The 17,314-nt window shown below is 69.2% G+C and carries 19 protein-coding genes; 2 read left to right on the top strand and 17 right to left on the bottom strand.

Annotated elements, in window-relative coordinates; genetic code table 11:
* The first annotated feature begins 19 nt into the window (after positions 1–19).
* Positions 20–1,549 carry an ATP-dependent DNA helicase gene (locus tag EAT49_RS11465; RefSeq protein WP_123642465.1) on the top strand — a complete coding sequence of 510 codons (1,530 nt, stop codon included), beginning with the start codon at positions 20–22 and terminating at the stop codon, positions 1,547–1,549.
* A 7-nt stretch (positions 1,550–1,556) separates the two neighbouring features.
* Here the strand turns inward: EAT49_RS11465 and EAT49_RS11460 are convergent, their stop codons facing one another.
* The 14 genes from EAT49_RS11460 to EAT49_RS11400 all read right to left on the bottom strand — a co-directional run bounded on the left by EAT49_RS11460 (position 1,557) and on the right by EAT49_RS11400 (position 12,851).
* Positions 1,557–2,315 (bottom strand): TIGR02186 family protein, encoded by a 759-nt coding sequence (locus EAT49_RS11460; protein WP_123642464.1) that lies wholly within the window; start codon positions 2,313–2,315, stop codon positions 1,557–1,559.
* Entirely contained in the window at positions 2,312–3,232 is a 921-nt protein-coding gene (locus EAT49_RS11455; RefSeq protein ID WP_123642463.1) for a sulfite exporter TauE/SafE family protein, read from the bottom strand. Before EAT49_RS11455 ends, EAT49_RS11460 begins: the two co-directional genes overlap by 4 nt.
* A gap of 544 nt (positions 3,233–3,776) precedes the next feature.
* A complete protein-coding gene (locus EAT49_RS11450; protein ID WP_123642462.1) occupies positions 3,777–4,613 on the bottom strand; it encodes a purine-nucleoside phosphorylase in 837 nt (278 codons plus the stop codon).
* Positions 4,597–5,574, bottom strand: coding sequence for an ABC transporter permease (locus tag EAT49_RS11445; RefSeq protein WP_123642461.1), 978 nt, complete (start codon positions 5,572–5,574; stop codon positions 4,597–4,599). Before EAT49_RS11445 ends, EAT49_RS11450 begins: the two co-directional genes overlap by 17 nt.
* Positions 5,574–6,713 (bottom strand): ABC transporter permease, encoded by a 1,140-nt coding sequence (locus EAT49_RS11440; RefSeq protein ID WP_123642460.1) that lies wholly within the window; start codon positions 6,711–6,713, stop codon positions 5,574–5,576. Before EAT49_RS11440 ends, EAT49_RS11445 begins: the two co-directional genes overlap by 1 nt.
* Positions 6,714–6,774: 61 nt before the next feature.
* Complete coding sequence (locus tag EAT49_RS11435; protein ID WP_123642459.1) at positions 6,775–8,367, bottom strand: ABC transporter ATP-binding protein; 1,593 nt, start codon at positions 8,365–8,367, stop codon at positions 6,775–6,777.
* A gap of 7 nt (positions 8,368–8,374) precedes the next feature.
* Positions 8,375–8,635: a type II toxin-antitoxin system HicB family antitoxin gene (locus tag EAT49_RS11430; RefSeq protein ID WP_123642458.1), complete on the bottom strand. Its 261-nt coding sequence runs from the start codon at positions 8,633–8,635 to the stop codon at positions 8,375–8,377.
* Complete coding sequence (locus tag EAT49_RS21135) at positions 8,632–8,808, bottom strand: hypothetical protein (protein WP_185020732.1); 177 nt, start codon at positions 8,806–8,808, stop codon at positions 8,632–8,634. Before EAT49_RS21135 ends, EAT49_RS11430 begins: the two co-directional genes overlap by 4 nt.
* Before the next feature lie 99 nt (positions 8,809–8,907).
* Positions 8,908–9,906 carry a BMP family lipoprotein gene (locus tag EAT49_RS11425; protein ID WP_123642457.1) on the bottom strand — a complete coding sequence of 333 codons (999 nt, stop codon included), beginning with the start codon at positions 9,904–9,906 and terminating at the stop codon, positions 8,908–8,910.
* Between the two features lie 173 nt (positions 9,907–10,079).
* A complete protein-coding gene (locus EAT49_RS11420) occupies positions 10,080–10,508 on the bottom strand; it encodes a GNAT family N-acetyltransferase (protein ID WP_123642456.1) in 429 nt (142 codons plus the stop codon).
* Positions 10,505–11,101, bottom strand: coding sequence for a tRNA (adenosine(37)-N6)-threonylcarbamoyltransferase complex dimerization subunit type 1 TsaB (tsaB, locus tag EAT49_RS11415; protein ID WP_123642455.1), 597 nt, complete (start codon positions 11,099–11,101; stop codon positions 10,505–10,507). The genes EAT49_RS11420 and tsaB overlap by 4 nt, the downstream gene beginning before the upstream one ends.
* Positions 11,102–11,116: 15 nt before the next feature.
* Positions 11,117–11,677 carry a NifU family protein gene (locus EAT49_RS11410; RefSeq protein ID WP_123642454.1) on the bottom strand — a complete coding sequence of 187 codons (561 nt, stop codon included), beginning with the start codon at positions 11,675–11,677 and terminating at the stop codon, positions 11,117–11,119.
* A gap of 87 nt (positions 11,678–11,764) precedes the next feature.
* A complete protein-coding gene (locus EAT49_RS11405; protein WP_123642453.1) occupies positions 11,765–12,220 on the bottom strand; it encodes a universal stress protein in 456 nt (151 codons plus the stop codon).
* A 166-nt stretch (positions 12,221–12,386) separates the two neighbouring features.
* Positions 12,387–12,851 (bottom strand): VOC family protein, encoded by a 465-nt coding sequence (locus EAT49_RS11400; protein WP_123642452.1) that lies wholly within the window; start codon positions 12,849–12,851, stop codon positions 12,387–12,389.
* 322 nt (positions 12,852–13,173) lie between these two features.
* Here EAT49_RS11400 and EAT49_RS11395 point away from each other — a divergent pair, with 322 nt between their 5' ends.
* Positions 13,174–14,406, top strand: coding sequence for a flavin monoamine oxidase family protein (locus EAT49_RS11395; RefSeq protein ID WP_123642451.1), 1,233 nt, complete (start codon positions 13,174–13,176; stop codon positions 14,404–14,406).
* Positions 14,407–14,508: 102 nt separating this feature from the next.
* Here the strand turns inward: EAT49_RS11395 and EAT49_RS11390 are convergent, their stop codons facing one another.
* The 3 genes from EAT49_RS11390 to trpS form a co-directional block, all read right to left on the bottom strand.
* Positions 14,509–15,372 carry a branched-chain amino acid aminotransferase gene (locus EAT49_RS11390; protein ID WP_123642450.1) on the bottom strand — a complete coding sequence of 288 codons (864 nt, stop codon included), beginning with the start codon at positions 15,370–15,372 and terminating at the stop codon, positions 14,509–14,511.
* Positions 15,373–15,575: 203 nt separating this feature from the next.
* Complete coding sequence (locus EAT49_RS11385; protein WP_123642449.1) at positions 15,576–16,073, bottom strand: VOC family protein; 498 nt, start codon at positions 16,071–16,073, stop codon at positions 15,576–15,578.
* A 99-nt stretch (positions 16,074–16,172) separates the two neighbouring features.
* Entirely contained in the window at positions 16,173–17,234 is a 1,062-nt protein-coding gene (trpS, locus tag EAT49_RS11380) for a tryptophan--tRNA ligase (RefSeq protein ID WP_123642448.1), read from the bottom strand.
* Positions 17,235–17,314 lie beyond the last annotated feature (80 nt).

Genomic DNA, 17,314 nt, shown 5'->3' with positions numbered 1-17,314 from the left:
CGCGAGTAGGGTCCGGCCCATGTCCGTGCCCGCCCTCACCTTCTCCGACGATCAGGCCCAGGCGTGGGATACCATAGCCGAAGCGCTGACGGCCTCGGGTGTCGATCTCGCCAACGACACGCTGATGCCGCCTGCCGAGGGTCAGGAGAGTGTGCTCGCCGTGATCGGCAAGGCCGGGTCGGGCAAGACCATGTTGCTGGCCGCGCTCTACCGGCAATTGCGGGAATTGGGCGTCGATGTCGTCTCGGGAGACTGGGAGGGGCGGAAGCGCAAGGACCGGCGGACGCTGGCGATCCTCGCGCCCACCAACAAGGCGGCGAGCGTGCTGCGCAACCGCGGCGTGCCCGCGACGACGATCCACCGGATCATCTACACCCCGGTCTACGATCCCGAGTTCGAGAAGATCGCCGAATGGCTCGCGGGCCAGGGTGACCGCCCGGAGACCGAGGCCATGGGCGAGGCGGCGCTCGACCGGGCCTATGCCGCGTTCCAGACCCATGGCTCGGTGCCTGCGGCGCTGGCGGCGGCGGGGCTGAGGGGATCGGACTTCATCACCGGCTGGAAACGGCGGGAGGAGCCGCTCGACATCGGCTTCGTCGATGAAAGCTCGATGCTGGATGCCAAACAGTTCGAGGACCTCAAGGAGCTCTTTCCGACGCTGCTGCTGTTCGGCGATCCGGCGCAGCTGCCCCCCGTGCAATCTACCGGTGGCGGCATGGTCTTCGACGAACTGCCGGAGAAGCGGCGGCTGGTGCTGCACCGCATCCACCGGCAGGAGGCAGACAATCCGATCCTCGATCTTGCCCATGCCCTCGCCGATCCCGAGGTGGATTTCCATCGCTTCGAGCGGCTGGTCGGGGAAGCCGCAGCGAAGGATCCGCGCGTCGTGATGGCCGAGCGCGTGGAGGCCGACCTGATGGCGCGCTCTCCGGTTCTGGTCTGGCGCAACAAGACGCGGATCCGGCTGATCCACGCCTTCCGCGCGGCTTACGGCGCGCCGGTGGACGAGCTTCTGGAGGGCGAGCCTCTGATCTGCGACGGGATCGAACTTCCGCTGAAGCACCGCAAGAAGCGGCTGGATCTCGAGGCGCGGGGGCTGATCAAGGGCGCGCAGGTGATCTACCTGGGACCCGGCAAGCGACCCGGCTTCAGCCGCCTGCACGTCATGGGCGCACTGGAGCCGCGGCTTTCGGCGGCTTCGATCGTGAAGATCGAGAAGGAAGGCGAGGAGGAGCCGTTCATCCCCTTCGCCGCCACCATGGGCGCGACCTTCCTCCATGGCGCCGCGGTGACCATCCACAAGGCGCAGGGCAGCCAGTGGGACACGGTGCAGGTCTTTGCGCCCGATATCTACGCCGCGGCGCAGATGGGCCGGGTGGAGGCGGGCCAGCCCCTGTGGAAACGGCTGGCCTATGTCGCCGTCACCCGGGCCGAGCGAGAGCTGCGCTGGGTCGTGCGGAACCGGCTGGCGCGCCCGAGCCTGCCACTGACGACCGGGGACCTGACCGTGACGGCGGCGCCCCTCGCGCTGACGGCGGAAGAGGAGTGAGGCCCGACTACTGCAGCGCGCGGAAGGCCGCCGAGGCGGCCCAGCCGGCGGTGATCGCGATGAGCAGGGACAGCAGGCCGTAGAGCAGGGGCTGGTTCTGCGCCGTCTCGTAGATCAGGCGCTCCAGCCCGACCTTGCGGACCGTGATGACGCCTTCATGGATGTCCACCGTCTGGCCGTTCCGGGTCAGGAAGACGCGAACGGCATAGGGGCCTTCGGTCAGGTTCGCGGGCAGGGAGATCGACGTCGAGAAGAGCGTGTCCTCGGATAGCTCCACCCCGCCTTCGAGCAGCTGATAGGAACCGGCAACGGAGCGGATGCGGACGAGGGCCTCGCGGAAACCCTCGGGGTCGGAGATGCCCTCGGTCTCGCCCACGGTCCGGATGGCGTGCGTCACGCTGATGCGCTGGCGCAGATCCTCGGTCCACGTCAGCGCATCCCGCAGGGGCGCGCTGGTCGCCACGGCGTAGAAGCTGGGTGCGAGGTCTACGGACATCGCCTCCACGTTCATCCAGATGCCGAAGACGCGGTCCTTGCGGCGGACGGTGAGCGGCTCGCGAGGGCCCTCGACGGTGACGACCACCTCGAGACCCGCGGTATCGGGCGGCGGCGCTTCGCGCTTCACGGCGCCGAAGATGAGGATGTCGGACCCCTCGAAGGTCGCGGTAATGGAGACGTCGTCACGCGAGAGGCCGAGGACCACCTCCTCGGCCCGGGTGGGCAGGGCGGCGAGCAGCAGGACGAGAAGGAGGGCCGCGCGGATCATCCGACCCCCGGCGTGTCGAGCGCGAAGGGTTCGGCGGGCGGGAGCACGAGGCCGAGGGCGAGCGTGGCGCAGACGGCGAGGACGAGAAGGGCCAGCAGGATGCGGAGCTGTTCGGCGCGCATCCGGCCGGACAGGCGGGTGCCGACCTGGGCGCCGACGACGCCGCCGAGGATCAGGATGACGGCCAGCATCATGTCCACGGTCTTGTTCGCCGTGGCGTGGAGGAGCGTGGTGTACGCGGTCAGGAAGACGATCTGGAAGAGCGAGGTGCCCACGACGACCTTGGTCGGCATGTGCAGAAGGTAGATCATCGCGGGAACCATGAGAAAGCCGCCGCCCACGCCCATCACCGCCGCGAGGACGCCAACGGCGGCGCCGATCAGGAGCGGCGGGATGACGGAGATGTAGAGGCCGGAGACGCGGAAGCGGAGCTTCAGCGGAAGTCGGTGGGCGAGGCCGTGGCGGCGGCGGGGGGCGGGGCGGCGGGAGGGATCGCGGCTGCGGCGGAGGGCGCGGAGGGATTCGGCGAACATCAGCCCGCCCACGGTGCCGAGGAAGAGGACGTAGCAGAGGTTCACGAAGAGGTCGATCTGGCCCAGCTCGCGCAGGCGGGCGAAGAGCCAGACGCCGAGCGAGGAGCCGATCAGGCCGCCCGCGAGCAGGACCGAGCCCATCCGGAGGTCGACGTTGCGGCGCCGGAAATGGGCGATCACGGCCGAGACGGAGGCGGCGACGATCTGGTTCGCGGAGGTGGCCACGGCGACGGCGGGGGGAATGCCGACGAAGAAGAGGAGCGGGGTGATCAGGAAGCCGCCGCCGACGCCGAAGAGGCCCGACAGGATGCCGACGAGACCGCCGATCCCGAGGAGGAGGAGCGCGTTGACCGAGACCTCGGCGATGGGCAGGTAGATCTGCATGGTTCCGAGGGTGCCCCGGCGCGGCGGGGCGTGCAACGGGGGAGAGCCGGGCGGGACGGATGTCGAGGCGCGCCGCGGGCGTCCACGCGTGGACGGGGTGGTATCTGTCTGGAATCGCTCCGGGATCTCGAACACCGCTTCGCGGGACGGTGCGTTTGCCGGATTTTCGGTCTTTCGTGCAGGTGGTGATCTGAAGGGGCGCCTTCGGCGCGCAGCCTAGCGCCCGGTCCCGCCTTTGGCGGGGCCGGGCAGGAGGGGGCGCTGCCCCCTCCGCCCGAAGCCCGGAGCTTCGGGCGCCCCCGGGATATTGCCGGCCAGAAAAATGCGGGAGGAGGGGACCCGTGGCGGAGGGGGCACCCGGGGGAGAGGGAGCGGGCTGGTGTGGGGGGCGGACCGGAGGGGGCGGGCGCTGTGCCTTACGGGCGGGCGCGGCGGGTGGGATGGGGTCCCTTCCACACCATCCACTCTGTACAGACCCCGACAGAGGGGGGTGGGTTGGAAACCCACCCTACGGATCTGGTGAGGGGTGGGTTGGAAACCCACCCTACGGATCGGGGCTGGGCGGGCAGGCCTCGCCCGCGGCGATGCGGGGGAGGGCGGCGCGCAGGACGGTCTCGAGCTTGGCGGCGCCGAGGGGGGCCATTTCCTTGGTGTGCTCGTGGCTGATCGGCTCGTCCGAGAGACCGGCGGCCATGTTGGTGATGGTGGAGATGGCGGCGCAGCGCAGGCCGAGGAAGCGGCCGAGGATGATCTCGGGCACCGTGGACATGCCCACGGCATCGGCGCCCAGCATCCGGATCGCGCGGATCTCGGCCGGGGTCTCGAAGGAGGGGCCGGAATACCAGGCGTAGATGCCCTGGTGCATCCCGGTGCCCGTGTCTGCCGCGGCCCCGGCGAGATGGGCGCGGAGGGCGGGGTCGTAGGCGTCCTTCATGGGTACGAAGCGCGAATCCGTCGCCTCTCCGATCAGGGGGTTGAGGCCGGAGAAGTTGATGTGGTCCGTCAGGCACATGATCGAGCCGGTGACCATCCCGGGATCGAGGGAGCCCGCGGCATTGGTGGCGAGGAGAGTCTCGCAGCCGAGGGCGCACATCACCTCGAGCGGCAGGCGCATGGCGTCGGCGCGGCCTTCCTCGTAGTAATGGGCCCGCCCGCCGAGGACGGCCACCCGCACGCCCTCGAGATCGCCGATCACGAGGGCCTTCGTGTGGCCGGAGACGTGACCGCCGGGGAAGCCCTCGAGATCGGCATAGGGGATCGTCACGCCGTCGACGGCGGCGGTCAGGTGGCCGAGGCCCGATCCGAGGATCAGGGCGATGCTGGGCGGCTCCGCCCCCGCGCGGTCGCGGATCAGGCGGCCGAGGTCAGCGCTCCTTGACATAGGGTTCTCCGCCCGCGCGCGGCGGGATGGCGCGGCCGACGAAGCCCGCGAGAATGACGACAGTGAGGATGTAGGGGAGGGCGTCCATGACCTGCACCGGGACCTCGACCACGCCGAGGTCGATGTTCTGGAAGCGGATCGCCACGGCCTGAAGGAAGCCGAAGAGCAGGCAGGCGCCGAGCGCGTACCAGGGGCGCCATTTCGCGAAGATGAGGGCCGCGAGGGCGATGTAGCCGCGGCCCGCGGTCATGTCCTTGGTGAAGCCCGCCTGCAGGCCGGTGGCGAGATAGGCCCCGGCGATGCCGCAGAGCACGCCCGCGATGACCACCGCGGCGAAGCGCAGGCCGACGACGGAGATGCCGGCGGTATCGACCGCCTCGGGCGCCTCTCCGACCGCGCGCAGGCGCAGGCCGAAGCGGGTGCGGAAGAGCGCCCACCAGGTGAGGGGCACGAGGGCGAGGGCGACGTAGACCGGCAGGCCGTGGCCGGAGATCAGCTCGGAATAGAGCTGCATCAGCGGGCCGGCCTGGGCGATGTCGGAGGAGGAGGTGAGCGCCCCGGGCAGGATGATCGGCTCGAACCGGCCGCCAGCCATGAGTTGCGGCGTGCGGCCGCCCTGGGCGAACCAGCTTTGGGCGATGACCACGGTGAGGCCGGCCGCGAGGAAGTTGAGGGCGACGCCGGAGATGAGCTGGTTGCCGCGGAAGGTGATCGAGGCAAGGCCGTGGATCGCGGAGAAGACGAGGCTGGCGCCGATGCCCGCCAGCAGGCCGAGCCAGACCGATCCGGTGACGGCGGCGACGGCGGCCGACAGGAAGGCGGCGACCAGCATCTTGCCCTCGAGGCCGATGTCGAAGATGCCCGCCCGTTCGGAGAAGAGCCCGGCGAGACAGGCGATCAGGAGCGGCGTTGCCTGTCGGAGCGAGCTGTCGAGCACCTGGAGCGTGGTCAGGAAATCCATTACTCGGCGGCCTCCGCGCTGGTGGATTTGCGGTCGGGCTTGGGCACGTCGGGGCGGCGGCGGAAGGTGAGGAAGATGCGCTCGAGCGGCATCCGGATCATGTTGTCGAGCGCCCCGGTGAAGAGGATCACGAGGGCCTGGATCACCACGATGAGCTCTCGCTGGATGTTCATCCAGAGCGCCAGCTCCGCCCCGCCCTGGTAGAGAAAGCCGAAGAGAAGCGCGGCGAGGAAGACGCCGAAGGGGTGGCTGCGCCCCATGAGCGCCACCGCGATGCCGATGAAGCCGGCGCCTTCGGCCGCGTTCAGGACGAGGCGTTCGGCTTCGCCCTGGACGTTGTTGATCGCCATGCATCCCGCGAGGCCGCCGGAGATCAGCATGGAGACCATGATGATCCGGGTGGGGTTGATGCCCGCGTATCTCGCCGCGGGCTCGGACGAGCCGAAGGCGCGGATCTCGTAGCCGAGGCGGGTGCGCCAGATCAGCGCCCAGAGCCCGATGCAGGCGGCGACGGCGACGAAGAGCGTCACGTTGGCCGGGGCCGCGGAGGACCAGTCAATGCCGATCACGGAGAAGACGTCATGCAGGGTGGGCAGGTGCGTGGAGTCGGCGAAGCGCGGGGTCGCGGGCTCCTGTCCCGGCGCCTTCAGCGGACCGACGAGGGCCCAGTTCAGGAGGGCCGCGGCGATGAAGTTGAACATGATCGTGGTGATCACGATGTGGCTGCCGCGCTTTGCCTGCAGGTAGGCCGGAATCGCGGCCCAGGCGGCGCCGAAGGCCGCGGCCATGAGCATGGCGGCCACCAGCGCCACGGTCCAGTGCGGCAGCGGCAGGTAGAGCAGGATGATCGCCACGCCGAGGCCGCCGACGAGAACCTGCCCCTCGCCGCCGATGTTGAACATGCGGGCATGGAAGGCGATGGCCACCGCGAGGCCGGTGAACATGAAGTTGGTGGCGTAATAGAGCGTGTAGCCCCAGCCGTAGGTGGAGCCCAGCGCGCCCTCGATCATCAGCTCGAGCGCCTCGAGGGGGTTCTCGCCGATGGCGGCGATGACGATGGCCGAGAAGATCGCCGCGAGGATGAGCGAGATCAGCGGCACCAGGATCGCGTCGGCCCAGGCGGGCATGCGGTCGGTCATGTCGGTCTCCGGGTTGCGGGGCCGTTCATCCGCCCTGACGGGCGAACTCGCCCGGGGCGCGTCATCGGACCTCTCCGTGGCGCTCGGCGAGGTTGGCCTCCACCTCCCTGTGGCCGTGGGGGGTCGTGGTGTCGGTGATGCCGGCCATCAGGAGGCCGAGCTCGCGCTCGTTGGTTTCCGAGGGCAGGCGCTCGCCCATGATGCGGCCGTCGAACATCACGGCGATGCGGTCGGCGAGGCCCATGATCTCGTCGAGTTCCACGGAGACGAGCAGGATCGCCTTGCCGGCGTCCCGGAGGGCGACGATCTGCTGGTGGATGAACTCGATGGCGCCGATGTCGACGCCGCGGGTGGGCTGGCCGACGAGCAGGAGGTCGGGATTGCGCTCGATCTCGCGGGCGAGGACGATCTTCTGCTGGTTGCCGCCGGAGAAGCTCTTGGCGGTAAGCTGCGGGTTCGGCGGGCGGACGTCGAAGCGGCGCATCTTGGCCTCGGTGTCCTCGCGGATCGCGGCGTTGTTCATGAAGAGCGCGTTCTTCTGGTAGGCCGGGTCGTGGTGGTAGCCGAAGGCCACGTTCTCCCAGGCGTGGAAGTTCATGATGAGGCCTTCGCGCTGGCGGTCCTCGGGGACGTGGGAGATGCCGCGGCGGCGGCGGGACTGGCCGTCGGATTTCGCGCCGGTGAGGTCGATCTCCTGGCCCCGGATGCGGACATGGCCGGTGCCGCGTTCGTAGCCGCCGAGGACTTCCAGCAATTCGGACTGGCCGTTGCCGGCGACGCCGGCGATGCCGAGGATCTCTCCGGCCCTGATCGAGAAGGACACGTCCTTGACCCGGTGCACGCCCTTGTCGTCGGTGACGTTGAGGTTCTCGACCTCGAGGATCGTCTCGCGGGGCTGGGCGGGGGTCTTCTCGACCTGAAGCAGGACCTTGCGGCCGACCATGAGCTCGGCGAGCTGCGACGGGTCGGTGTCGGCAGTGGCGACGGTGGCGGTCATCTCGCCGCGACGCATGACGGAGACGGTGTCGGTGATCTCCATGATCTCGCGCAGCTTGTGGGTGATCAGCACGATGGTCTTTCCCTCGCGCTTCAGTCCCTCGAGGATGCGGAAGAGGTGGTCGGCCTCGGCGGGGGTCAGCACGCCCGTGGGCTCGTCGAGGATCAGGATGTCGGCGCCGCGGTAGAGCGCCTTCAGGATTTCCACGCGCTGCTGCATGCCGACGCCGATGTCCTGGATCAGCGCGTCGGGATCGACGGAGAGCTCGTATTCGCGGGCCAGCGCCTCGAGCTCGCGGCGGGCGCGGGCGAGGGAGGGGCGCAAGAGGCCCGAGTCCTCGGCCCCGAGCACCACGTTCTCGAGCACGGTGAAGTTCTGCACCAGCTTGAAATGCTGGAAGACCATGCCGATGCCGGCGGCGATGGCGGCCTGGCTGTCGGGGATCTCGGTCTTCTTGCCGTTGATGAAGATCTCGCCCTTGTCGGCCTTGTAGAAGCCGTAGAGGATCGACATGAGCGTGGATTTGCCCGCGCCGTTCTCGCCGATGATGCCGTGGATCGTTCCGGGCATCACGGCGATGGAGATGTCCTTGTTGGCCTGCACGGGGCCGAAGGCCTTGGAGATGCCCTTCAGTTCGATGGCGGGGGTCGGGGTCATGGCGGGCTCAGGCGGCAAGCGTGGGCAGCGGGGTGCCCAGCATCACGAGGGTCCCGCCGTCGAGATCGACATCCTCGGCGGGCGTGGCCTCCGGAAAGGGCTCGCCCCGGTCCGCCAGCGTGGCGAGGAACGCGTTCACGATGGCCGCTGCGTCCCGGAGCGCCTCGTCGGGAGAGGCCCCGCTCGCGTTCACGGCGAGGTCGGGAACGAGGCATCCGCTCAAACCCGCCGTGTCGGGCGGGAAAAGTATCGCAGGATAGACGATCATCGGGCCGTCCCTCCTTTCAGGGTCACGCCGGTCTGTTTCTCGATCTGGCGAACGATGCTTTCGGCAATTTCACGCTGCCGCGATATCACGGATACGCGCTTGCCGTCTCGCAGAACGATCGTGTGGTTGCTCCCCTCCTCGAACGTCAGGCCGGCTTCCGTGAGACGCTTCATGATATCGCGGCGTTTCCAGTTTCGGGCTCTCGTTCAAGGACGAACGGGCCGCGCCGGGATGCGGCGCGGCCCGCGATGCCGGCCGGACGGCCGGCCCGGTCAGAAGTCGACGGCCGGGCAGCTTTCGTCCGACGTGTAGTCGTGGATCAGGAGCTCGCCGTTCGCGATGGCGTCGGCGGCCTCGTCCACGCTCACGCGCATCTCGTCGGTGATGAGATCCGCGTTGAACTCGTCAAGCGCGTAGCCCACGCCGTCCTCTCCCACGCCGAGGACGTGGATGCCCGTCTCGATCTCTTCTGCGCCGGCGGAGAAGGCGTTGTAGACCGCGACGTCCACCCGCTTCAGCATGGAGGTCAGGACCTGACCGGGGTGCAGGTAGTTCTGGTTGGCGTCCACGCCGATGGACAGGATGTCCTGGTCGGCCGCGGTCTGCAGCACGCCCACGCCGGTGCCACCGGCGGCAGCATAGACCACGTCGGCGCCCTGACCGATCTGCGCCAGGGTCAGCTCGGAGCCGCGTACGGGGTCGTTCCAGGCGGCGGGCGTGGTGCCCGTCATGTTGGCGATCACGGTGGCGTCGGGGTTCACGGCCTTGACACCCTGGGCGTAGCCGCAGCCGAACTTGCGGATCAGCGGGATGTCCATGCCGCCGATGAAGCCGACGGTCCCGGTCTCGGAGGCCATCGCGGCGAGCATGCCGACGAGGTAGGAGCCTTCGTGCTCGGAGAAGATCACCGAGCGGACGTTGTCGGCCTCGACCACGCCGTCGATGATGACGAAGGTGGTGTCGGGATAGTCGGCGGCGACCTCGGCCAGCGGCGTGGCGAAGGAGAAGCCGGCCATCACGATCGGGTTGTTGCCGTTCTCGGCGAAGCGGCGCAGGGCCTGCTCGCGCTGGGCGTCGGACTGGAGCTCCACCTCGTTGTATTCGCCGCCGGTTTCCTCGGCCCAGCGCTGCGCGCCGGTATGGGCCGATTCGTTGAACGACTTGTCGAACTTGCCGCCGAGATCGAAGATCAGGGCGGGGTCGGCGAGCGCGGCGCCGGCGCCGAGCGCGAGGGCGGCAGTGGCGCCCATCAGGCGGTGCAGGATGGTCATGGTGGTCTCCCCTTTCGGTCAGTGGCGGACGGGCCTGCGGCCCTTGTCCCTCTGCGGTTGTCCGCAGCCTGACGGCGATTAAGGCCGCTGTGACGCTGGAGGGTCAATAGGTTTCTGGCCGCTGTCGCCCATGGCGCGGGCGAATGCCGCGGGTTTGACCGTTTGCCGCTGCGTCAGAGGCCGCGGGCGAGGCAGATGGCGTCCACCGCGGGACCCGCCGGGCGACGGTAATAGGCGCGGCGGCGGCCGATCTCGCGGTAGCCCTGGGCCGCGTAGAGGGCCGCCGCCGGGTGGTTGTCCGCGGCCACCTCGAGAAAGGCGCGGGCGGCGCCGAGGGTGCGCGCCTCGGCGTGGAAGCGGTGCAGGAGCGCGCGGGCGCGGCCGCGGCGGCGCGCCGAGGGATGGGTGGCGAGCATCAGGATCTCGGCCTCGTCGGCGGCGGTGCGGGCGGCGAGAAAGGCCGCGTCCTCTTCGAGCAGAAGAAGGCCGGGGGTGTTCAGAAGGTCGGCGAAGTCGGCCTCGGTCCAGGGGCTGTCTGTGGCGGCGGCGTGGAGGGCGGCGAGGCGCGCGGCTCGTCCGCCCTGACAGGCGGTCTCGCTCATGGCAGGATCACCGGGGGCGGGTCGGAAGGGGGTGCTGCATCTGCGGGACGGATGTAGAGCGGCGCGGGCCGGTCAGGGGCCGCGCCCGCGGAGAGGCGGGCGTGCAGCAGGCGGGCCATCGCGGCGGGCGAGGGCGGGGCGGCGGCTCGGACGGGAGGCGCGTCGGGGCCGAGCGTGGCGGGATCGACGACCTCGGGCGGACCCGCGGCGCGGCCATCGGCGAAGCGCTGGGCATAGGCGCGGCCGCGGGGGGCCTCGAGGAGAACAAGGGAGGTCGGTGGTGCGAGGGCCATCTCGAAGGCGGTGATCGGGTGCGCGGGGATCCCGAGGGCGAGGGAGAGGCCGCGGGCGGTGGCCACGGCGATGCGTGTTCCGGTGAAATTGCCGGGGCCGGTGCCGACGCCGATGGCCGTGAGCTCGGCCCATCGGGTGCCGGTCGCTGTCAGCAGTTCCTCGAGGAGCGGGATCAGGCGTTCGGCCTGTCCGCGGGCCATGGTCTCCGTGGCGGCGTGCAGGAGCCTGCCGTTCGAGGCGAGGCCGGCCGCGATCCAGGGACCCGACGTGTCGAAAACGAGCGTGAGACCGGCGTTCATGGGGTCGGTGCCGGATCAGGCGGCGACCGGCCGCACCTCCACCACCTCGGGGATGTAGTGGCGCAGCAGGTTCTCGATGCCCATCTTCAGGGTGAGCGTCGAGGAGGGGCAGCCGGCGCAGGCGCCCTGCATGTGCAGGTAGACGATGCCGCGGTCGAAGCCGTGGAAGGTGATGTCGCCGCCGTCCTGGGCGACGGCGGGGCGCACGCGGGTGTCGAGCAGTTCCTTGATCTGGCCCACGATCTCCGCGTCCTCGCCGGAATGCTCGGCATGGCCGGAGGGCCCCTGCGCGCCCTCGATCACCGGGGCGCCGGACTGGTAGTGCTCCATGATCGCGCCGAGGACGCCGGGCTTCAGGTGGTCCCAGTCGGAGGCGTCGTCCTTGGTCACGGTAACGAAGTCGTTGCCGAAGAACACGCCGGTCACGCCGGTCACGCCGAAGATGCGGCGGGCGAGGGGAGAGCTGTCGGCAGCCTCGGGCGAGCCGAAATCGGCGGTTCCCGTCTCCAGCACGGTCTGGCCGGGCAGGAATTTCAGGGTCGCGGGGTTCGGGGTCGATTCGGTCTGGATGAACATGGGCGCCTCTCCGCTGTCATGGGCAGATATGCGATATCCGACCGAAGAAATCAAGATTGCTTGGAATGATTCTAAACCCGGGGCGGGTCAGGTGATCGCCTCGAGCCGCTCGCGGGAGATGTCGCCGGGGACGATGGTTATGGGCACCGGCAGGCTGCCGGCCTGGCGCGAGAGCTGCGTGACGAGGGGGCCGGGGCCCTTCTTGTCGGAGGCGGCGCCGAGGACGAGGATGCCGATCTCGGGGTCGTCCTGCACCTGGGCGAGGATCTCGGGCACGGGCTCGCCCTCGCGGATCACCAGTTCCGGGTCGATGCCCTGCCGGTCGCGCATCCACTTGGCGAAGACCTCGAAATGGACCTCGATCCGCTCGCGGGCCTCGGCGCGCATGATCTCTCCGACGCCGACCCAGTGGTTGAACTCCTCGGGCGGGATCACCGAGAGCACGGTCACGCCGCCGCCCGATTTCGACGCGCGCATGGCGGCGAAGCGCATGGCATTCAGGCATTCGCGGCTGTCGTCGAGGACGACGAGGAACTTGCGCATGGGGCACCTCCCTGCCGGGAGAGTGTGGCGGGGGCGAGGGGCGGTGTCGAGGGGCGGGGAAGCGGGGAGCGGTCGGTCGTGGCGGCTTGGGCGGACGTCCGGTGTGCGGACGACACGAGCACGCGGCGCGTTTCGTCGGATAACCGCTTCTTTCGGCCAGAAGAAATCACCCTGCTTCGAATGCAGCCTGCATCTTTTCGATGTCGATCCTGCTCATGCCCATCATGGCCTCCTGAGCGCGGGCAGCGGCTTCGCGATCCGACGCGCCGAGCATGGTTGCAAGCTCAGCGGGGACCACTTGCCAGGACACGCCCCACCGGTCGATCAGCCAGCCGCAGCGACCTGCTTCGCCGCCATCGTCGACGAGCGCATCCCAGATACGGTCGGTTTCGGCCTGACCCGGCGTCGTGACGGCGATCGAACAGGCGGGGTTGAGCTTGTAGTGCGGACCGCCATTGAGGATGCGGTAAGGCGACCCGGCCAGCTCGAAATCCACGATCATGGGGCTGTCGCCAACGGCTGCGTCGGTCAGCAGACGGCTATCGGGGATGAGAGAGACATAGAAGCGTGCGGCTTCGATGCCCTTGTTCTCGAACCACAGGCATGTGGTCACTGACAGTTTTTCAGACATCTGATGTCTCCCTCGCAGTTTGAGCAGAAGTTCCGGGTAACGCCGCAGATGGGTCAGGCTGTCCCGCGCCCTGTCTGCGTCGTTCCTGGCATTCCAGAAAATACCATAGGGTCGGTATGTTTGTCAGTTGCGGAAGCGGGTGGTGGTGACGGCGACGGGGGCAATCGGCCTGACAGAGGCGAGGAAACGGGGAGGTCGCCCGCACGCCCGATCCGATCCGGTCGGTGCGGAGACAAGACCGCGCCGAGGGTCGGCAAAACCGCTTTACCGGTCGTGGGATCGTACTTAACGTAACGGAAAATATCCGGAAGCGAGGGGTGCCATGGCCGAGTTCGATGTCGCGATCATCGGAGCGGGGGCGGCCGGCATCGGCGCCGCCGGGCAGCTGATGGCCGCCGGGAAGAGCGTCGTGGTCCTCGAGGCCGGCGCCCGCATCGGCGGCCGCGCCTGGACCAGTTCGGACTGGTTCGGGATGCCCTTCGACATCGGCTGCGCCTGGCTGCACGCGGCGGATCGCAATCCTTTCTTCCCGGAGGCACAGGCCGCAGGGTGGGAGCTTTATCATCACGACATGGCGCTCGATCATCTCTACTTCGGGGCGCGCAAGGCGACCCCCGACGAGATGGAGCGGCTCCGGGAGGCCGAGGCGGCGCTCGAGGCCTGCCTCGAGGCCCATGACGGGCCTGACGACCGGCTGTCTTCGCTGATCGCGGATTGCCACTGCCTGAGGGCCCATTCGACCTTCTCGGGGCCCATGGATTTCGGCAAGGACGACGACGAGATCTCCGTCGAGGACTACAGGGCGGCGGCAGATCTCGAACCCAACTACTTCACGAAGCAGGGCTTCGGGGCGCTTGTCGCACATTGGGCTGGGGATCTGCCGGTGCGGCTGAACCATGCGGTGCGGCGGGTCGACTGGTCGGGCAGCGGGGTCGAGGTGTCGGGCGACTGGGGCTGGCTGCGCGCGCGGGCCTGCATCTGCACCGCTTCGCCCGCCGTGCTGGCCTTTGACGAGATCCGGTTCACCCCGACCCTGCCGGAGGACCAGGTCGAGGCGCTGTTCGACCTGCCGATGGGACTGTTGACCAAGATCCCGCTGCAGATTTCGGGCACGCGGCTGGGCCTGAGCCCGTTCGATGACCTGCTGATCGAACGCCATGCGCGGCACGACATCTTCTTTCTGTCCTTTCCGTTCGACATGGACCTGATGGTCGGCTTCGTCGGCGGCGATTTCGCCTGGGAGTTGGAAGCGGCGGGCGAGGCCGCGGCGGTGGATTTCGCCACGAACCGGCTTGCGGAGATCTTCGGCAGTGACATGCGCCGGCATGTGTCGGGAGGGCGGATGACGGACTGGTCCTCGGACCGCTGGGTTCGCGGGGCCTATGCGGTGGCCCGCCCGGGCAAGGCGGCGGCGCGGGAGCGTGCCGGCCGGTCCGTCGGCGACCGTGTCTTTTTCGCGGGCGAGCATCTGGCCGGACCGCTGAAGCAGACCTGCGCCGGCGCCCGGTTGTCCGGGGAAGACGTGGCCGGGCAGGTTCTGGCCGCGCTGGGCTGAAGGCGACCTGTCGCGATTCACCTCATGTTCACGGCCGAGGGGCCATGGTCCCGCCGTGCAGCGGCGAAAGGAGCAGGGAATCGCAGAAGCGGCCGGGTCTGCTCAGCCCGCGCCGGCGGCCCAGTCCCAGTAGAGCGCGCGGGCGCGTTTCGTCACCGGGCCGACCTGGTAGTGGCGGTCGTCGAAGCGGGTCACCGGGGTGACCTTGTTCATGTTGCCCGACAGGAAGATCTCGTCGGCGTCGCGGGCGTCGTCCATGGTCAGGACGGTTTCGTGGACCGCGATACCGTCTGCCTTGAGATTGGAGATGTGGCGGGCGCGGGTGATGCCGGCGAGGAAGGTGCCGTTGGGGATGGGGGTGAAGACCTCGCCGTCCTTCACGAGGAAGACGTTGGCGGTTGCGCTTTCGGCGAGGTTGCCCATGGCGTCGGTGACCAGCGCGTTCTGGAAGCCGCGGGAGCGGGCCTCGGCCAGCATCCGGGCGTTGTTGGGGTAAAGGCAGCCTGCCTTGGCGTTGACCACCGCGCTTTCGAGCACGGGACGGCGGAAGCGGGTGGTGGTCACGGCGACGGAGGCATCCTCCGGGGCCATGGGCAGTTCCTCGAGGCAGACGGCGAAGCCGGGTTCCCCCTCGCCGGGGACGATGGCGGACATGCCGCAGGCGATGCCCCAGTACATCGGGCGGATGTAGAGAGGTGTGTCCGGGGGATAGAGGGCGAGGCCTTCGCGGACGATCTCGACCATGCGGGCGGTGGGGATGTGGGGGGTCAGCATCAGCGCCTCGGCGGAGCGGTTCACGCGGGCGCAATGGGCCTCGAGATCGGGGCAGAGGCCGCGGGCATAGCGCGCGCCGTCGAAGACCGAGGAGCCGAGCCACGCGCCGTGGTCGGCGGCGCGCATGATCATGGCGTCGCCGTCGTGCCAGCGGCCCTCGAACCATGTGCGGATGTTGGTGCCCGTGGCCATGTGTTCCTCCGATCGCTGCGCCGGCGGAGGCTAGTGGCGGGGGAGGGCAAGGTCCAGCGGTGAGGACGCCCGGGCGGGGAAAGCCCGGGCGTCAACCGCCGGTGGGATGTGGACGGGACGCGTCCCGTCGGCGTCGGTCCGCATCGGGAGCGGCCCGGACGACGGGAGCATGGCAGGTGGAGGTTACAGGAGGGTGACGACGGTCAGTCTGCGAGCGCGACGAGGGCGGCGACGTCGAGGCGGTCGTTGACCATGGCGAGATTGCCCCCGGCGTCGCGCGGCCAGTCCTCGGGCGGCTTGTCGGCGTAGAGTTCCACGCCGTTGCCGTCGGGATCGCGCAGGTAGACGGCCTCGCTCACGCCATGGTCGGCCGCGCCGTCGAGGGGGATGCCCGCCTCGAGCACCGCCCTGATGGCCGCGCCGAGATCCCTGCGCGTCGGGTAGAGGAACGCGGAGTGGTAGAGGCCGGTATGACCGGGGGGCGGCGGCGTGCCGCCCGCGCTCTCCCAGGTGTTGAGGCCGATATGGTGGTGGTAGTCGCCCGCGGCGAGGAAGGCCGCCCGGGAGCCGTAGCGCTGGGTCACGGCGAAACCCAGAACGCCGGAATAGAAGGCGATGGCGCGGTCGAGATCGGCGACCTTCAGGTGGACATGGCCGAGGCGGGCGCCGGCTGGGGCGGTATGGTCCTTGCTTTGGGGCATGGCTGCTCTCCTGTTCTACCGGAGCAGATAGCAGGGAGGACAGCTTCGCACAACTTGCGGCGATTGGGGGTAGATATGTGCACTGCCGCGCAACAATTGTCAACGGCCGCGGCCAACCAGTCCCACGATCTCATAGGTCCGCGTCAGCACGGGCGCCGCGATCTCGCGGGCGCGGTCGGCGCCGCGGGCGAGGATGCGGTCGATCTCGGCGGGGTCGTCCATCATGCGACGCATTTCGGCGGCGATGGGGGCGAGTTTCTCCACCGCGAGATCGGCGAGGGCGGGCTTGAAGGCGCCCCAGCCGGCGCCCGCATGGTCGGCGATCACCTGCTCGGCGGTGCTGTCCGAGAGGGCGGCGTAGATGCCGACGAGGTTGCGCGCCTCGGGCCGCTCCGCGAGCCCCTCGAGCGTCTCGGGCAGGGGGGCGGGATCGGTTCGCGCCTTGCGGAACTTCTTCGAGATCGTGTCGGCATCGTCGGTCATGTTGATGCGTTCCATGTCCGACTCGCCGGATTTCGACATCTTCCTCGAGCCGTCGCGCAGGTTCATCACCCGGGTGGCGGGGCCCTCGATGACGGGCTCGGTCAGGGGGAAGTGGTCGACGCCGTAGTCGTGGTTGAACTTCGCGGCGATGTCGCGGGTGAGTTCGACATGCTGCTTCTGGTCCTCGCCCACGGGGACGTGAGTGGCGAGGTAGAGCAGGATGTCGGCGGCCATGAGGGAGGGATAGGCATAGAGGCCCAGCGACTGTTTCTCGGCGTTCTTGCCGGCCTTTTCCTTGAACTGCGTCATGCGGTTCATCCAGCCCACCCGGGCGACGCAGTTGAAGATCCAGCCGAGTTCCGCGTGTTCGTGGACCTGGCTCTGGTTGAAGAGGATCGCGCGTTCGGGGTCGATCCCGGAGGCGAGGTAGCCCGCCGCCACCTCGCGCGTGGCGCGGGCGAGTTCGTCCGGGTCCTGCCAGACGGTGATGGCGTGCAGGTCGACGACGCAGAAGACGCTGTCGGTCCCGGCGTTCTGGGTCTCGACGAAGCGCTTGATCGCGCCGAGGTAGTTGCCGAGGGTCAGGCCGCCCGACGGCTTGATCCCCGAGAAGACGCGGGGGGTGAAGCGGGTCGCGGCCCCGGCGAGGGGCCTGGGCGCGTCATCGGCGGGGGTCATGGGCGGCGCTCCATCGGGGTCCGGACTGGTCTTCGGGGCCGGGGTCGCTTACCCACGGCGCCGGGACGCGTCAAGCGAAG

Origin of the sequence: Histidinibacterium lentulum, assembly GCF_003789055.1 — a bacterium.
Lineage (GTDB): Bacteria > Pseudomonadota > Alphaproteobacteria > Rhodobacterales > Rhodobacteraceae > Oceanicola > Oceanicola lentulus.
This window is presented reverse-complemented; position numbering and strand designations above follow the sequence as displayed.

Coding starts and splice junctions, on each gene's coding strand:
- EAT49_RS11440 (WP_123642460.1), bottom strand. CDS start 6,713: ATGACCGACCGCATGCCCGCCTGGGCCGACGCGATCCTGGTGCCGCTG.
- EAT49_RS11385 (WP_123642449.1), bottom strand. CDS start 16,073: ATGCCCCAAAGCAAGGACCATACCGCCCCAGCCGGCGCCCGCCTCGGC.
- EAT49_RS11455 (WP_123642463.1), bottom strand. CDS start 3,232: ATGCAGATCTACCTGCCCATCGCCGAGGTCTCGGTCAACGCGCTCCTC.
- EAT49_RS11405 (WP_123642453.1), bottom strand. CDS start 12,220: ATGCGCAAGTTCCTCGTCGTCCTCGACGACAGCCGCGAATGCCTGAAT.
- EAT49_RS11465 (WP_123642465.1), top strand. CDS start 20: ATGTCCGTGCCCGCCCTCACCTTCTCCGACGATCAGGCCCAGGCGTGG.
- EAT49_RS11445 (WP_123642461.1), bottom strand. CDS start 5,574: ATGGATTTCCTGACCACGCTCCAGGTGCTCGACAGCTCGCTCCGACAG.
- EAT49_RS21135 (WP_185020732.1), bottom strand. CDS start 8,808: ATGAAGCGTCTCACGGAAGCCGGCCTGACGTTCGAGGAGGGGAGCAAC.
- EAT49_RS11450 (WP_123642462.1), bottom strand. CDS start 4,613: ATGTCAAGGAGCGCTGACCTCGGCCGCCTGATCCGCGACCGCGCGGGG.
- trpS (WP_123642448.1), bottom strand. CDS start 17,234: ATGACCCCCGCCGATGACGCGCCCAGGCCCCTCGCCGGGGCCGCGACC.
- EAT49_RS11460 (WP_123642464.1), bottom strand. CDS start 2,315: ATGATCCGCGCGGCCCTCCTTCTCGTCCTGCTGCTCGCCGCCCTGCCC.
- EAT49_RS11400 (WP_123642452.1), bottom strand. CDS start 12,851: ATGTCTGAAAAACTGTCAGTGACCACATGCCTGTGGTTCGAGAACAAG.
- tsaB (WP_123642455.1), bottom strand. CDS start 11,101: ATGAACGCCGGTCTCACGCTCGTTTTCGACACGTCGGGTCCCTGGATC.
- EAT49_RS11430 (WP_123642458.1), bottom strand. CDS start 8,635: ATGATCGTCTATCCTGCGATACTTTTCCCGCCCGACACGGCGGGTTTG.
- EAT49_RS11390 (WP_123642450.1), bottom strand. CDS start 15,372: ATGGCCACGGGCACCAACATCCGCACATGGTTCGAGGGCCGCTGGCAC.
- EAT49_RS11435 (WP_123642459.1), bottom strand. CDS start 8,367: ATGACCCCGACCCCCGCCATCGAACTGAAGGGCATCTCCAAGGCCTTC.
- EAT49_RS11420 (WP_123642456.1), bottom strand. CDS start 10,508: ATGAGCGAGACCGCCTGTCAGGGCGGACGAGCCGCGCGCCTCGCCGCC.
- EAT49_RS11410 (WP_123642454.1), bottom strand. CDS start 11,677: ATGTTCATCCAGACCGAATCGACCCCGAACCCCGCGACCCTGAAATTC.
- EAT49_RS11395 (WP_123642451.1), top strand. CDS start 13,174: ATGGCCGAGTTCGATGTCGCGATCATCGGAGCGGGGGCGGCCGGCATC.
- EAT49_RS11425 (WP_123642457.1), bottom strand. CDS start 9,906: ATGACCATCCTGCACCGCCTGATGGGCGCCACTGCCGCCCTCGCGCTC.